Source organism: Microbacterium sp. JZ37 (assembly GCF_035188445.1).
Taxonomy (GTDB): Bacteria; Actinomycetota; Actinomycetes; order Actinomycetales; family Microbacteriaceae; genus Microbacterium; species Microbacterium barkeri.
Map to the genome: position 1 here is coordinate 64,399 of NZ_CP045253.1, position 15,215 is coordinate 79,613.

Genomic DNA, 15,215 nt, shown 5'->3' on the forward strand with positions numbered 1-15,215 from the left:
CCCGGTCATCCGATCACCGCCCTCGGCTGCTGGCGCACCGCGTCGCTGATGCGCAGGATGAGCGCCACGATGAGCCAGTTCGACACCAGCGACGAACCGCCCGCGGCGAGGAACGGGGTGGTCAGGCCGGTCAGCGGGATGACCCGCGTGACGCCGCCGACCATGATGAACACCTGGAGGGCGAGTGTGAACGACAGCGCGGTCGCGAGCAGCTTGCCGAAGTCGTCCTGGCCGAGCACGCCGATGCGGAGCCCGCGTGCCGTGAACACGAGGTAGAGGCAGAGGATCGCGAACAGGCCGACGAGCCCGAGCTCCTCGCCGAGACTCGGGAAGATGTAGTCGCTCTGCGAGACGGGCGTCAGGTACGGCCGACCCTGTCCGAGACCCGTGCCGAAGAGGCCGCCGTGCGCGAGGCCGAAGATGCCGTTCACGAGCTGGAAGCTGCCGCCGTCCGACGCGTCGTAGAGCGCGGGGTCGAGGGCGTTGAGCCACGTGTCGAAGCGGTTGTGGACGTACGTCAGCACGAACGATGCGCCGATCGCGCCCGCGACCGCGAGCACGACGCCCGTGAGCATCCATCCGGTCTTGCCGGTCGCGACGTACAGCGTCGTGACGAACATCCCGAAGATGAGCAGACCCGTGCCGAGGTCGCGCTGGAGCACGATGATCGCCATCGAGATGAGCCACACGACGATGAGCGGGCCGAACTCGCGGGCGCGGGGGAAGGTGAATCCGAGGATGCGCCTGCCGGTCGACGCGAGGCTCTCGCGCGTGCGGACGAGGTAGCCGGCGAAGAAGATCGCGAGGCAGATCTTCGCGAGCTCGCCGGGCTGGAAGTTGAAGCCGAACACGTTGATCCACACGACCGCGTTGCCGCCGCCGTTGAGGAACGGGATGAACGGCAGCACGAGGAGCACGATGCCCGTGAGGCCGAAGATGTACGTGTAGCGGAAGAGCACGCGGTAGTTCACGAGCGCCCACACGAGGGCGATCGCCAGCGCGATCGAGATCCCCGCATAGGCGATCTGGCTGGGCGCGGCGATGTGCGCGTCCACCGTGGCGTTGTAGACGTCGATCCGGTGGATCATCGCGATGCCGAGGCCCGTGAGCAGGGTCGCGATGGGGACGAGGAACGGATCGGCCTGCGAGGCGCGGATGCGCAGCACGACGTGGAGCGCGAGCGTCAGGAAGCCGACGATGCCGAGCCCGACGAAGATCCCGGGCTGCAGCTCGCCGACCGCCCCGAACTGCACGAGGACGACGGCTCCCGCCGAGAGCGCGAGCGCGAACAGGAGCAGGAGCAGTTCGCGGTTGCGCAGCGGCTGCGGTCGGCGCACGCGGCGGAGCGCCTTCTGGATCTGGGTGTCGGCGGCGGTCATCCCTCGCCCTCCGGCGTCTGCGTGGGGGTCGGCGTCGGCGTCGAGAGGTCCTCGGACGGGGCGTCCTCGTCGAGCGTCTCATCGGGTTCGCCGGGCTCGAGCTGGTACGAGCGCAGCCGCTCGACGATCGCCTCGGCGTCGGCGAGCGAGCGGGCCGTGATCGTCCGCTCGACCTGCGCGCGGTAGGCCTGCGGCAGGTCGGCGAGCACGACATCCGTGTCCTCGCGCACCTCGGACAGCGAGATCGGGCCGAGCGACTGCTGGATGCCCTGGTAGATCACGACCGTGTCGTCGTCGGCGCCGACGTAGTAGCGCGTCTGCGTCCAGCTGAAGAAGGCGGCCAGGCCGCCCGCGACGGCGGCGATGAGCAGCAGCAGGGCGCCGATCGCGCCCAGGCGGCGCCGTCTGCGGCGTCGCCGGTCCTCGGCGATGAGCTCCTGCAGGTACTCGGGCTCCGGCTCGAAGTGGGTGGGCTCGTTGGCCGCCGCGCGATTCGGGTGGAACCAGCTCGTTGGCAGCACGCTGCGGCTCGGCGCGACGTCGACCACGACGCCGTCGGGGTTCGACGCCGACCCGACGATCGTCGGCGTGCCCGTGTAGAGCGGGTGCTGGCCGCCGACGTCGACGATGACGATCGTGACGTTGTCGGGCGCGCCGCCGTCGAGCGCGTACTTCAGGAGGATGTCGGCGGTGCGGCCGGGCGCGAAGCCCTGGCGCAGGGCCTTCGTGATGTGCGCCTCGTCGACGACGCCGGACAGGCCATCCGAGCAGAGCAGCCAGCGGTCGCCCTCGTGCGTCGGCATGATGAACGTGTCGACCTCGGGGTGCGCGTCCATGTCGCCGAGCACGCGCATGAGCACCGAGCGCCGCGGGTGGAAGCGGGCCTCCTCGGGCGTGATCCGACCCGAGTCGACGAGCCGCTGCACGAACGTGTGGTCGGTCGTGATCTGGGTGAGCTCGTCGTCGCGGTAGAGGTAGATGCGGGAGTCGCCGATGTGCGCGATGACGGCGTTGTCGTCGACCATGACGATCGAGCTGACCGTCGTGCCGAGACCCGCGAGCTCGGGGCGCTTCGCGGCGATCTGGATGAGATCGCCCGCGGTCGACGTGATCGTCATCTTGAGCGCGGCCTCGGCCTCGGCGGGGGAGCCGTAGACCTGGTCGAGGGGCTCGATCTTCTGGATCGCGACGGCCGACGCGACGTCGCCGCCCGCGTGGCCGCCCATCCCGTCGGCCACGACGAAGAGGTTGGACCCGGCGTAGCCGGAGTCCTGGTTGTTCGAGCGCACCTTCCCCGTGTGGGAGATGGCGGCGCTGGACCCTGTGAAGACCATCGGCCGGGGGCTACTTCCGCAGCTCGAACGTCGTCGCGCCGACCTTCACCGGGACGCCGAAGGGCACAGGGACCGGGGCGTCAGGCGAGACCTTCTTCCCGTCGAGGAACGTGCCGTTCGTCGACTGCAGGTCGTGCAGCATCCACTGCTCGCCCCACGGAACGAGCCGCGCGTGGTGGCTCGAGGTGTAGTCGTCGCGGATGACGAGGCCCGACTCGCTCGAGCGGCCGATCGTCAGGGGGTCGCGTCCGAGCGGGAGCTCGAGACCGGCCTTCGGGCCGGAGGTGATGACGATGCGCGTGCCCCCGCCGGCTGCGGGCGCGGGCTTCGCGGCCGCCGGTGCCCCCGACGGCGGCGTGCTCGGTGCGCTCGGCGGTGCGCTCGCGGTGGCGCTGCTCGGCAGCTTGCGCACCCGCACGCCGAAGATGTCGGCGCGCAGGGAGAACACCACGACGAAGACGAAGAGCCACATCACGAGCAGGAACGCGTACTGCAGCAGCAGCTGGGTGAGCTCGTTCATCGGTCGCCTCCGCGGAAGTCGTACAGCTCGGTGGCGGCCTCGTGACGCGGAACGCGCTGCGGGGGAGCGGCCGACGGGACGAGTCGGAAGACGATGTCGGTCCGGCCGATCGTGATGACCTGGCCGTTCGCGAGGGCGGCCTGCTTCACGGGGCGCCCGTCGAGCTTCGAGCCGTTGGTCGAGCCGAGGTCGCGGACCATGGCGCGCTCGCCGTCCCACAGCACCTCGACGTGGCGGCGGCTCGTGCCGGGGTCGGGGATGGTGATGTCGGCATCGCTTCCGCGCCCGATGACGGTGCGTGCGCGCTCGAGCGGATGGCGCCGGCCGGCGATCTCGACGACCGCGCGCCAGTCGACGCGCCCCTCGGCCATGACGGAGTCGACTCCGAGCGTGCCGGTCGCGACGTCGGGGTCGGTGCGCAGCGCGATCGAGACGGGGCCGGGGAAGCTGTACCCCTGCTTGGCGGCGTGCGCGCGGACGATCTCGTCGAGCTCGGTGCGCAGCGCGGAGCCGAGGGCATCCATCCGCTCGGCGTCCGCGGGGCTCACGCGGACGGTGAAGCTGTTCGGCGCGAGGACGCGGTCGCGGGTGACGATGGCGGCCTTCTTGTCGAGCTCGCTGCGCAGGGCGGACGCGATCTCGACGGGCTGCAGCCCGCTGCGGAAGGTCTTCGCGAACGCGCTGTTCACGGCGCGCTCGAGCCCCTTCTCGAAGCTGTCAAGTAGTCCCACTGGGCTCCTCATGCAGGCCGACTGGTCAGGGTCATCGTAGCCACGTCGTCTGGAAAGCCGGGTCCGGGCGACCTGGGAAGGCGCCTCCGGGAGGATGCGGATCATCCGCGGGATGTACGCGATGCGGGTGCGACGCGCCCGCCGTCGCGCTTTCGCGAGGGCCTCTCGTGCGTGATATCCTCGGGAAGTTGAGTTCGGAGCGATCCGGATTCTGCGCGCGAGTGGCGGAATTGGCAGACGCGCTGGCTTCAGGTGCCAGTGCCTTCACGGGCGTGTGGGTTCAAGTCCCACCTCGCGCACAGACAGGGCCCCGGTCTTCGGATCGGGGCCCTTCGCCGTACCCGGGTGGACATCACTGCCAGGCGCTGATCACGACCGGCGTGCTGGGCGTTCCGAACACGTGACATCGTCGGCCGTCGTGGGCGTCTTCCAGATCGAGGACGAAGGGCTCTCCGGCGCGGAGGGCGGCGCGCACCGCCTCCGTGACCGTCTCGACCTCTTCGTCGCGGATCGTGATCCGCTCTTCGCCGATGCTGACGCGTGCCATGGCGATCACCCCTTCGTCGATCTGGCCTCACGCTAGCGATGCCTTCGCGGGGTCCTTTGTCTCGGTTGCCGCGTTTCGCGTCGAAGCCGGGTCTGATCGCCGCATTTCGCGTCGACCGAGCGGATGGGCACTGCTCGACCGAGCGGATAGCGACGCGGCTCAGCGCGCCTCGAGCTGCGCGATGAACTCGTCGGCCATCGCGAGCTGCTCGGCGAGCTTGCGCCGCCGGGCGGCCGCATCCTCGCGGAATCGCTCGAGCGCCGCGTCGCTCTCCGGGGTTGAGTCCCCGCCCTGCCGTGCGTCGATGACTGCGAGCAGCTCGGCCATCTCCTCGAGCGTGTAGCCGAGGGGCTTCATCCGGCGGATGAGCATGAGCCGGCTCAGGTCGTCGGCGTCGTACTGCCGGAAGCCGCCCTCGCTGCGACCGGAGGGCTTGACGAGGCCGACCTCGTCGTAGTGCCGGATGGTGCGCAGGGACAGGCCGGTCCGCTCGGCGAGCTCGCCGATGTGCATCATGCCCGACTCGGCCATCCGACTCCCCTCGCCGTGACTCTACCCTCACGTTAGGGTAGAGTTCCTGTGGTCCGGCCTCCCGGACCATCCGCCATTCTCTCCCGTCGACCTGTGTCGGCGATCCGCGCAAGGGCGCGCGCTCGAACCGTCCCGACCATCCCGAGCCCCCGCGCAAGGAGCCGCATGACCGCCGTCACGCCCGCAGCCGATCCCGCCTCCCGCTACCGGATCGAGCCGACCGTCCTCCAGGCGCTGCGGAGCCCCCGCCTCCTCACGCGCGAGGTGCTCGCCGGTCTCGTCGTCGCGATCGCGCTCATCCCCGAGGCGATCGCGTTCTCGATCATCGCGGGCGTCGATCCGCGTCTCGGCCTCTTCTCCTCGTTCGTCATGGCGGTGACCATCGCGTTCCTCGGCGGACGGCCGGCCATGATCAGCGCCGCGACGGGAGCCGTCGCGCTCGTCATCGCCCCGGTCGCGCGCGACTACGGGATGGACTACTTCATCGCGACGGTGATCCTCGCGGGCGTGTTCCAGATCGTCTTCGCCCTGCTCGGCGTGGCGAAGCTCATGCGGTTCATCCCCCGCTCGGTCATGGTCGGCTTCGTCAACGCACTCGCGATCCTCATCTTCGCGGCGCAGTTCCCGCAGCTGATCGGCGTCCCGTGGCTCGTGTACCCGCTCGTCGCGGCGGGGCTCCTCATCATGTACCTCATGCCCCGCCTCACGAAGGCGGTGCCCGCGCCGCTCATCGCGATCGTCCTGCTCACCGCGGCGGCGGTCGTCTTCGGGCTGAGCGTGCCGACCGTCGGCGACCAGGGCGAGCTGCCCGAGAGCCTGCCCGAGCTGTTCATCCCGAACGTGCCGCTCACGGGCGAGACCTTCGCGATCATCGCGCCCTTCTCGGCGGCGATGGCGGTGGTCGGCATCCTCGAGTCGCTCATGACGGCGAAGCTCGTCGACGACATCACCGACACCCACTCGCGCAAGACCCGCGAGACGCTCGGCCAGGGTGCCGCGAACGTGCTCTCGGGGCTCTTCGGCGGGATGGGCGGCTGCGCCATGATCGGCCAGACGATGATCAACGTGAAGGCGTCGGGCGCCCGCACGCGCATCTCGACGTTCCTCGCGGGCGTCTTCCTGCTCATCCTCGTCCTCGTGTTCGGCGACGTCGTCGCGATCATCCCGATGGCCGCCCTGGTCGCGGTCATGATCGTCGTGTCGATCTCGACGTTCGACTGGCACAGCGTGCGCCCGTCGACGCTCAGGCGGATGCCGAAGAGCGAGACCGCGGTGATGGCGCTCACCGTCGTCGCGACCGTGTGGACGCACAACCTCGCGGTCGGCGTCGGCGTCGGGGTGGTTGCGGCGATGATCCTCTTCGCGCGGCGCGTCGCGCACTTCACGAGCGTCACGCGCGAGGTCGGGGCGGATGGCGATGGCCCGGTCGCGCGGTACGCGGTCGACGGCGAGCTGTTCTTCGCGTCGTCGAACGACCTCACCACCCAGTTCGCGTACACGCAGGACCCCGAGCGGGTCGTCATCGACATGTCGCGCTCGCACATCTGGGACGCCTCGACGGTCGCGGCGCTCGACGCCATCGTCACGAAGTACGCGCAGCACGGGAAGAGCGTCGTCATCGAGGGGATGAACGACGCGACGACCGACTTCCACGGTCGCCTCTCGGGAGGACTCGGCGCCGGGCACTGAGCGGGCGCGCCGGTCCCTGATTGCACAGAGTCCGCGCGGGGTCAACCCGCGCGCGGAAAGCGGCCCCGCCGTGTTCCATCGATGGTGGAGCAGAAAGGCAGGGACATGACGCGAACGCACACCGCCCCGAACCGCGACGACGACGCGCGCACCTCCGCCCCCGAGCACCCGCGCGAGCCGGACTCGCCCACGGACATCCGCCGTCCGTCCTGGGCGTTCGTGCTGCGGAAGTCGATCCGTGAGTTCTCGACGGATCAGTGCCCCGACATCGCCGCGAGCCTCACCTACTACAGCGTGCTCGCGCTGTTCCCGGGCCTCATGGCCGTGTTCTCGCTGCTCGGCCTCGTCGGTCAGGGCGACGAGGCGGCCGGCGCCGTCCTCTCGATCATCGGCTCGTTCGCCCCGCAGGACACGGTCGACACCGTCCGTGAGCCGATCGAGGAGATCGCGAACTCCCCGGCGGCGGGCTTCGCGTTCGTCACGGGTCTCGTGCTCGCTGTCTGGTCGGCATCCGGCTACGTCGGCGGGTTCAGCCGCGCGATGAACCGCATCTACGACGTCGAGGAGGGGCGCCCGTTCTGGAAGCTCAAGCCGCTCCAGCTGCTCGTCACGGTGATCGCGGTCGCCTCGCTCGCGGTCGCCGCGGTGCTGCTCGTCGTGTCGGGACCGGTGGCGAAGGCGATCGGCGACGTGATCGGCCTGGGCGACGCGGCCCTGCTGGCGTGGAGCATCGGCAAGTGGCCCGTGCTCGCCTTCATCGTCGTGTTCCTCATCGCGCTGCTCTACTACACGGGGCCCAACGTCCAGCAGCCGCGGTTCCGCTGGATCAGCATGGGCGCCGTCCTCGCGATCGTCATCCTCGTGATCGCGTCGCTCGGGTTCGCGTTCTACGTCGCGAACTTCTCGAACTACGAGCGGACGTACGGATCGCTCGCGGGCGTCATCGTCTTCCTCCTGTGGCTGTGGATCGCCAACATGGCGCTGCTCGTCGGCGCCGAGTTCGACGCCGAGCTCGAGCGCGGTCGCCAGCTGCAGGCCGGCCTCCCGGCGGAGGAGCGCATCCAGCTTCCGCTGCGCGACGGCACGCGCATCGACAAGGAGGCCGAGCGCCACCGCAAGGATCTCGCGAAGGCGCGCGACATCCGGCTCGAGCACAGCGACGACGAGACGCGCTGAGGCGGATGGCGGCGGCGGATGGCTGCCGGGGATGACTACGGCGCGCGGCCGTCGGCGGGCTCGCCTCCCTGCTCGAGGCTCACGCGCGACGTGCGCTCGCCGCGCTGGAGGATGTCGCGCAGCAGGGCGAGCACCTCGTCGGGCAGCTCGCGCTCGCCGACGGTGATGTCGATGCGCTGCGAGATCTCGATCCGCCACGTGTAGGCGTCGGGGACGGCGCGCTCGGGCTCGTCGCTCGCGGCGACGGTCTCGACGAGCGACTCGAGGCGCTCCCGCTCCGGCTCGGGGAGCTCCGACTCGGGGACCTCGGCCACGTGCACCCGCCCGAGGATCCCGCCCGACCGCTCGACGCGCACGGTCTCGTCCTCGGCGGCGGCGGGCGCCTCGGCGGAAGCCGCCCTCGCTGTCACGCCGACCTGCTGCCAGGCGTCCGCGACCGCGCGGTGCTCGGCCGAGCCGCTGCCGAATCGCTCCTCCTCCGCCGCGGTGATCGTCGCCGCCGCGAACGTCGCGAAGTCGGCGTCGGCCGCGACCAGGCGCCGCTCGAGCACATCCATCCAGACCCGGCCCGCGCCATCCCACGCGTGACCGCCGATCCCGGTCGCCGCGAGGTGGAAGGCGCGGTTCGGGATGCCCGAGTTGATGTGCACGCCGCCGTTGTCGCTCGTCGTCTCGACGTAGTCGTCCATGTGCCCGGGCTGGGGGTCGCGGCCGAGGACGTCGTCGTCGTACGCGGTGCCCGGCGCCTTCATCGAGCGCAGCGCGACGCCCTGCACCTGATCCGTGAAGACGCCCGCCCCGATAAGCCAGTCGGCCTGCTCGGCGGTCTGGCCGAGCTGGTGCTGCTTCACGAGGCTGCCGATGACGTCGGCGATCGACTCGTTGAGTGCCCCGGGCTGCCCCTGGTAGACGAGGTCGACCGTCGACTGGATGAGCCCGTGCCCGAGCTCGTGCCCCACGATGTCGATCGCCGAGGTGAACGAGCGGAAGACCTCGCCGTCCCCGTCGCCGAAGACCATCCGCTCGCCGTCCCAGAAGGCGTTGTCGTAGCGGTCGCCGTAGTGCACGGTGGCCAGAAGCGGGCGGCCCGCGCCGTCGAGCGAGTCGCGCCCGAAGGCATCGAAGAGCATCGTCCAGGTCGCGCCGAGCGCGTCGTACGCCTCGTCGACCGCCGTGTCGCCCGTGGCGGGATCGCCCTCGCGGCGGACGGTGCTGCCGGGCAGCGCTGTCGTGTTCTGCGCGTCGGAGATCGTCCGCTGCGGCCCGGGCGCGGCCATCGCCGCGCGCGGCCACGTCGTGGGCGCCGCAAGAGACCGCTTCGTGCGCAGCGCGCCGTCGACGGTGAGCGTGCGTGCCGCGCACGTCGACACCGCCTCGTCTCCGTGGCGGGTGAGGCGCTCGAGCAGATAAGGAGGAACGATCCCGTGCATGGCGCCGACGCTACGGGCACCCTCCGACATCCGCGAAGGGGTTGCGGGATGTGCCGCTAGCGTGGGAGGCGCAGGAGGACCGGATGGCGGATCAGCGGCGAGTGCCGAGCATCTACGACGTCGCGCAGCGCGCGGGCGTCTCGCACCAGACCGTCTCGCGCGTGCTGAACGACTTCGAGGGCATCCGCCCGGCCACGCGCGAGAAGGTGCTCGACGCCATCCGCGAGCTCGGCTACCGGCGCAGCGTCGCCGCACGCACCCTCGCGACGAGCCGCACGGGATCGATCGGGGTGCTCACGCCGGCGACGGCCGGGTTCGGGCCGGTCAGCACCCTGCTCGCGGTCGAGCACGCGGTGCGCGACGCCGGGTACCGGCCGCTCGTGACGAGCGTCGTGCCCGAGCCCGACGCCGTGCGGGCGGGCGTCGAGTTCCTCCTCGATCACTCGGTCGAGGCGCTCGTGGCGATCACGCCCTACCGGGTGATGCTGGCCGAGCTCGAGGGCGTCGACCTGCCCGTCCTCACCCTGCAGGCGGGCGGCGAGGGCCCCGACGCCGTGGCCGTCGACCAGCTCGCTGGCGTCGGCGCGCTCGTCGACCACCTCCGCGGCCTGGGGCACACGGCCATCCAGCATGTCGCCGGTCCGGCGGGATACATCGAGGCCGATCTGCGTCGCGCCGCCTTCGAGCGCACGGCGCGCGAGCGCGGACTCGCGCCGCTCCCGACGCTCGAGGGCGACTGGACGGCCGATGCGGGCTACGCGCTCGCCGCGGCGATCGCGCCGGAGACGACCGCGATCGTCGCGGGCAACGACCAGATGGCGCTCGGGATCATCCACGGCCTGTCCGACCGCGGGCTGCGTGTGCCCGACGACGTGAGCGTGACGGGGTTCGACGACATCCCCGAGGCCGCGCATTGCCTCCCGCCGCTCACCACGGCGCACCAGGACTTCGCCGAGATCGGGAGGCTCGCCGTCGCGCGCCTCGTCGCGCGTCTCGACGGGCGTCTCGACGGGCGTCTCGACGGGCGTCTCGACGGGGGAGAGGCGACCGCCCCGGCCGCGGTCGCGCCGCGCCTCATCGTGCGCGGGTCGACCGCCTCTCCGCGCCGGGGCTGACAGCCCGGGAGCCAGCCCCGGCCATCCGGCGATTGCGGATGGCCCTCGTGCGCGGTAATCTGAACCGCACACATCAATGTGAGCGCTCACATCCGCGGTCATGGACGCGTCGAGGAGGACAGATGTCGGATGCAATCGCGCAGGCGTCGCTCGGGATCGAACTGGGGTCGACCCGCATCAAGGCGTGCCTCGTCGCACCGGACGGAACGACGCTCGCGACGGGCGGCTTCACGTGGGAGAACCAGCTCGTCGACGGGCTGTGGACGTACTCGCTTGACGACGTCCGCGCGGGCGTGCGCGCCGCGTACCGCGAGCTCGCGGAGAACGTCGAGCGCGACCACGGTGCGAAGCCCTCGACCTTCGCCGCGATCGGCGTCTCCGCGATGATGCACGGCTACCTCGCGTTCGACGCGGAGGGGGAGCTGCTCGTGCCGTTCCGCACGTGGCGCAACACGAACACGGGGCCCGCGGCGGCCGAGCTCAGCGAGGCCTTCGCCTTCGCGATCCCGCTGCGCTGGTCGGTCGCGCACCTCCACCAGGCCGTCCTCGACCGCGAGGAGCATGTGCCCCGCGTGCACGCGATCACGACCCTCGCGGGGTACGTGCACGAGCTGCTCACGGGGCGCCGCGTGCTCGGCGTGGGCGACGCGTCGGGGATGTTCCCGATCGACACCGCGACCGGCACGTACGACGCGACGATGCTGAGCACCTTCGACCGCCTCGCCGCCGAGCACGGCGCGGAGGGGCTGCGGATCGCCGACGCGCTGCCCGAGGTGCTGAGCGCGGGCGAGGACGCCGGTACCCTCACGGCCGACGGCGCCGCTCTCCTCGACGAGTCGGGGGCGCTGCAGCCGGGCATCCCGCTCTGCCCGCCCGAGGGCGACGCGGGCACGGGCATGGTCGCCACCGGCGCCGTCGCGCCGCGCACGGGCAACGTCAGCGCCGGCACGAGCATCTTCGCGATGGTCGTCCTCGAGGAGGGCCCGCGCACTCCGCACGAGGAGATCGACATCGTCACGACCCCCGCGGGCGACGCGGTCGCGATGGTCCACTGCAACAACGGCGCGAGCGAGCTCAACGCCTGGGCGGATGTCCTCGGCGAGTTCGCGGCCGCGCTCGGCCATCCGTCGGCGCCCGATGCGGTCTTCGAGGCGTTCCTCGGCGCGGCGCTCGAGGCCGAGGCCGACAGCGGGATGCTCGTCTACAACTTCCTCTCGGGCGAGCCCATCGCGGGTCTCACCGAGGGACGGCCGATGTTCGTGCGCACGCCCGACGCGCGACTGACCCTCGCGGGCTTCGCGCGCGCGCAGCTGCAGGGCGCATTCGCCACCCTGAGCCTCGGCATGCGGACGCTGACCGACGAGGGCGTCGCGATCGAGGAGATGCGCGCGCACGGCGGCATGTTCCGCACGCGCGGCGTCGCGCAGCGCATCCTCGCGGCCGCCATCGGCGCCCCCGTCTCGGTCGCCGAGACCGCGAGCGAGGGCGGGGCCTGGGGGATCGCGGTCCTCGGCCAGTACCGCCGCGCGGTCATCGACGGCTCCGCGTCGGGCCGCGACCTCTCGACCTGGCTCGACGAGGAGCTCTTCGCGAGCGCGTCGGCCGAGACCATCGTCCCGGAGGCGGCCGACGTCGCCGCCTTCGACACCTACCTGCAGCGCTGGCGCGCGGGGCTCGCGGCCGAGGCGGCCGCCGTCTCCGCCGTGTCCGCGTCGCCTGCCGACTCCTGAGAGCGAGGAACGACATGACCGACTTCAGCCCCGAGGTCCAGGCCTCGATCGACCGCGTCCGCGCCGACGTCGCGAAGCTCCACGGCGAGCTCACGCGCTACGGCCTCGTCGTGTGGACCGGCGGCAACGTCTCGGGCCGCGTGCCCGGCGCCGACCTGTTTGTCATCAAGCCGTCGGGTGTGAGCTACGACGAGCTCGCGCCCGAGAACATGATCCTGTGCGACCTCGACGGCGACGTCATCGAGGGCACCCCCGGCTCGGAGCGCAGCCCCTCGAGCGACACCGCCGCGCACGCATACGTCTACCGGAATATGCCCGAGGTCGGCGGCGTCGTGCACACCCACTCGACCTACGCCGTCGCGTGGGCCGCCCGTGCCGAGCCCATCCCGTGCGTGATCACGGGCATGGCCGACGAGTTCGGCGGAGAGATCCCGATCGGGCCGTTCGCCGTCATCGGCGACGACTCGATCGGCCGCGGCATCGTCGAGACGCTGCGGGGGCACCGCTCGCGCGCCGTCCTCATGCAGAACCACGGCCCGTTCACGATCGGCAAGGACGCGAAGGACGCCGTCAAGGCGGCGGTCATGGTCGAGGATGCCGCGCGCAGCATCCACATCGCCCGCCAGCTGGGCGAGCCGGTGCCGATCCCGCAGGAGAAGATCGACCACCTCTACAACCGCTATCAGAACGTGTACGGCCAGACGCCGCAGGGAGGCATGAACCGATGAGCCGCAGCATCATCCCGGATCTCGCACAGCACGAGGTCTGGTTCCTCACAGGGAGCCAGCACCTCTACGGCGAGGAGACGCTCCGCCAGGTGGCCGAGCAGTCGCAGCAGGTCGCGCAGGGCCTCGTGGACTCGCCGGATGTCCCGGTCCGAGTGGTCTGGAAGCCCGTCCTCACGGGATCGGACGAGATCCGCCGCATCGTGCTCGAGGCCAACTCCGACGACAACGTCATTGGCCTCATCGCGTGGATGCACACGTTCAGCCCCGCGAAGATGTGGATCTCGGGCCTGAACGCGCTCCAGAAGCCGCTCCTCCACCTGCACACGCAGGTGAACGTCGACCTGCCGTACGCCGACATCGACTTCGACTTCATGAACCTCAACCAGGCCGCGCACGGCGACCGCGAGTTCGGGTACATCGAGACGCGACTCGGCATTCCGCGGACGACCGTGGTCGGCCACGTGAGCGACCCCAAGGTCACCGCGCGCGTCGGCGTGTGGGCGCGTGCGGCTGCCGGCCGCGCGGCCGCGCAGGGTCTCAAGCTCGCGCGATTCGGCGACAACATGCGCTTCGTCGCCGTCACCGAGGGCGACAAGACCGAGGCGGAGATCCGCCTCGGTGTGCAGGTCAACACGTGGGGCGTGAACGATCTCGTCGAGGCCGTCGACGCGGCGAGCGAGGCCGACGTCGACGCGCTCGTCGACGAGTACCTCGAGCTCTACGACGTGGCCGAGGAGCTCCGCCCGGGCGGGGAGCGCGCCGAGTCGCTGCGCTACGGCGCGAAGATCGAGCTCGGCCTGCGGTCGTTCCTCGAGGCGGGCGGCTTCAGTGCGTTCACGACGTCGTTCGAGGACCTCGGCGGTCTCCGTCAGCTCCCGGGTCTCGCCGTGCAGCGTCTGATGGCCGACGGCTACGGCTTCGGGGCCGAGGGCGACTGGAAGACCGCGGTCCTCGTGCGCCTCGCGGCCGTCATGGGCGCGGGCCTCCCCGGTGGCGCGAGCCTCATGGAGGACTACACCTACCACCTCGAGCCCGGCAACGAGCTCATCCTCGGTGCGCACATGCTCGAGGTCAGCCCGTCGCTCACGACGGCGAAGCCGCGCCTCGAGGTGCACCCGCTCGGCATCGGCGACCGCGAGGACCCCGTGCGCCTCGTCTTCACCGCCGACCCCGGCCCGGCCGTCGTCGTCGCGATGAGCGACCTGCGCGACCGCTTCCGCCTCGTCGCGAACGTCGTCGAGAACGTCGAGCTGCCCGCGCCCATGCCGAAGCTGCCGGTCGGGCACGCGCTGTGGAAGCCCGCGCCCGACTTCCACACCTCGGCGGCCGCGTGGCTCGCCGCCGGCGCCGCGCACCACACGGTGATGTCGACGCAGGTCGGCGTGGAGGTCTTCCGCGACTTCGCGAAGATGTCGGGCGTCGAGCTCGTCACGATCGACGACGACACGACACTTGCCGGCTTCGAGCGCGAGCTGCGCTGGAACGCCGTCTACTACCGCGTGGCCCAGGGGCTCTGACCCGCACCGCACCGCGACCATCCGGACCCCGCGCCCTGCTGTGAGGGCGCGGGGTCCTGCGCGTCGACGCGGTGGGGCGCTGTTGCGGGGTGTGCGTGTCTGCGTGCGGGACGGCCCCGCCCCGAGCCGTGCGTGTCTCGCGTGGTGTCGTTATCCGGGCGCGATTCCGGCGCCGCGTGAGACACGGTGTCCTGGCCTCGAGAACAGCGGGCCTGAGCCCGAGAAACAAGGGCCGTCGCAGGCCCCCGGTGGGCGCAAGATCACGATCTGATGAATCTCGATTTTGTCCCCCATTTGGGGGACAAATGCAGTATCGTGTTCGCAGACGTCCCTCTCGGTCGTCCAGCCCTCATCGCTATCCCCCCTAGTCGATGAGGGCTGATTCCTTTCCTGGCCATCTGCCGACCATCTTCGTCATTCGGCAGATGGCCCTATCCATTTCGGCTCGACTCCCGTAGCGTGGGCCTCGGTCGGCGCGAAATCTGCATCGGCACCCATCAAGAAGAACGGCAGTACATGAGCACGCAAGGCACCGTCAAGTGGTTCAACTCGGAGAAGGGCTTCGGCTTCATCGCTCCTGACGAGGGCGGCTCTGACGTCTTCGCGCACTACACCGCGATCAGCGCGAGCGGCTACCGCTCGCTCGAAGAGAACCAGCGCGTGGAGTTCGAAATCGCCCAGGGCCCCAAGGGCCTCCAGGCGGAGAACATCCGCCCGCTGTAACCCACAGCGTTCGAAGGGCCCGTGCGACCAGCTCGCACGGGCCCTTCCGTCTGCCCGGACGGGCC

At 70.9% G+C, this 15,215-nt stretch carries 14 protein-coding genes and 1 tRNA gene; 8 read left to right on the forward strand and 7 right to left on the reverse strand.

Features of this window, described 5'->3' with window-relative positions:
* Positions 1-5 precede the first annotated feature (5 nt).
* Genes GC092_RS00295 through GC092_RS00310 form a run of 4 tightly spaced genes read right to left on the reverse strand, consistent with a single transcriptional unit; the run spans position 6 to position 3,964 of the window.
* Positions 6-1,379, reverse strand: coding sequence for an FtsW/RodA/SpoVE family cell cycle protein (locus GC092_RS00295; protein WP_271172482.1), 1,374 nt, complete (start codon positions 1,377-1,379; stop codon positions 6-8).
* On the reverse strand, positions 1,376-2,713 hold the full coding sequence (locus GC092_RS00300; protein ID WP_324013376.1) for a PP2C family protein-serine/threonine phosphatase: 1,338 nt from the start codon (positions 2,711-2,713) through the stop codon (positions 1,376-1,378). The genes GC092_RS00295 and GC092_RS00300 overlap by 4 nt, the downstream gene beginning before the upstream one ends.
* A gap of 10 nt (positions 2,714-2,723) precedes the next feature.
* Positions 2,724-3,233, reverse strand: a complete 510-nt coding sequence (locus GC092_RS00305) for an FHA domain-containing protein FhaB/FipA (RefSeq protein WP_324013377.1) — start codon at positions 3,231-3,233, stop codon at positions 2,724-2,726.
* Positions 3,230-3,964, reverse strand: a complete 735-nt coding sequence (locus tag GC092_RS00310) for an FHA domain-containing protein (protein ID WP_271172479.1) — start codon at positions 3,962-3,964, stop codon at positions 3,230-3,232. The genes GC092_RS00305 and GC092_RS00310 overlap by 4 nt, the downstream gene beginning before the upstream one ends.
* A gap of 215 nt (positions 3,965-4,179) precedes the next feature.
* On the opposite strand from GC092_RS00310, the gene GC092_RS00315 reads away from it, so the two are divergent.
* Positions 4,180-4,263 (forward strand) — tRNA-Leu (locus GC092_RS00315).
* A gap of 53 nt (positions 4,264-4,316) precedes the next feature.
* Here the strand turns inward: GC092_RS00315 and GC092_RS00320 are convergent.
* Both GC092_RS00320 and GC092_RS00325 read right to left on the reverse strand, forming a co-directional pair.
* Positions 4,317-4,511 carry a hypothetical protein gene (locus tag GC092_RS00320; protein ID WP_324013380.1) on the reverse strand — a complete coding sequence of 65 codons (195 nt, stop codon included), beginning with the start codon at positions 4,509-4,511 and terminating at the stop codon, positions 4,317-4,319.
* 159 nt (positions 4,512-4,670) lie between these two features.
* Entirely contained in the window at positions 4,671-5,042 is a 372-nt protein-coding gene (locus tag GC092_RS00325; RefSeq protein ID WP_271172478.1) for a MerR family transcriptional regulator, read from the reverse strand.
* A 165-nt stretch (positions 5,043-5,207) separates the two neighbouring features.
* Between GC092_RS00325 and GC092_RS00330 the strand changes: the two genes are divergently transcribed.
* Positions 5,208-6,731 carry a SulP family inorganic anion transporter gene (locus tag GC092_RS00330; RefSeq protein WP_324013382.1) on the forward strand — a complete coding sequence of 508 codons (1,524 nt, stop codon included), beginning with the start codon at positions 5,208-5,210 and terminating at the stop codon, positions 6,729-6,731.
* A 105-nt stretch (positions 6,732-6,836) separates the two neighbouring features.
* Positions 6,837-7,907, forward strand: a complete 1,071-nt coding sequence (locus GC092_RS00335; protein ID WP_324013383.1) for a YihY/virulence factor BrkB family protein — start codon at positions 6,837-6,839, stop codon at positions 7,905-7,907.
* 35 nt (positions 7,908-7,942) lie between these two features.
* Here the strand turns inward: GC092_RS00335 and GC092_RS00340 are convergent, their stop codons facing one another.
* Positions 7,943-9,337, reverse strand: a complete 1,395-nt coding sequence (locus tag GC092_RS00340; RefSeq protein WP_324013384.1) for a protealysin inhibitor emfourin — start codon at positions 9,335-9,337, stop codon at positions 7,943-7,945.
* An 83-nt stretch (positions 9,338-9,420) separates the two neighbouring features.
* On the opposite strand from GC092_RS00340, the gene GC092_RS00345 reads away from it, so the two are divergent.
* From GC092_RS00345 to GC092_RS00365, 5 genes are all read left to right on the forward strand, one after another.
* Positions 9,421-10,452, forward strand: a complete 1,032-nt coding sequence (locus GC092_RS00345) for a LacI family DNA-binding transcriptional regulator (protein WP_324013386.1) — start codon at positions 9,421-9,423, stop codon at positions 10,450-10,452.
* A 122-nt stretch (positions 10,453-10,574) separates the two neighbouring features.
* Complete coding sequence (locus GC092_RS00350) at positions 10,575-12,182, forward strand: xylulokinase (RefSeq protein WP_324013388.1); 1,608 nt, start codon at positions 10,575-10,577, stop codon at positions 12,180-12,182.
* A 14-nt stretch (positions 12,183-12,196) separates the two neighbouring features.
* On the forward strand, positions 12,197-12,910 hold the full coding sequence (locus tag GC092_RS00355) for an L-ribulose-5-phosphate 4-epimerase (RefSeq protein WP_282978295.1): 714 nt from the start codon (positions 12,197-12,199) through the stop codon (positions 12,908-12,910).
* Positions 12,907-14,427 carry an L-arabinose isomerase gene (gene araA / locus GC092_RS00360; protein WP_271172471.1) on the forward strand — a complete coding sequence of 507 codons (1,521 nt, stop codon included), beginning with the start codon at positions 12,907-12,909 and terminating at the stop codon, positions 14,425-14,427. Before GC092_RS00355 ends, araA begins: the two co-directional genes overlap by 4 nt.
* A 516-nt stretch (positions 14,428-14,943) precedes the next feature.
* Positions 14,944-15,150, forward strand: a complete 207-nt coding sequence (locus GC092_RS00365; RefSeq protein WP_271172470.1) for a cold-shock protein — start codon at positions 14,944-14,946, stop codon at positions 15,148-15,150.
* Positions 15,151-15,215 lie beyond the last annotated feature (65 nt).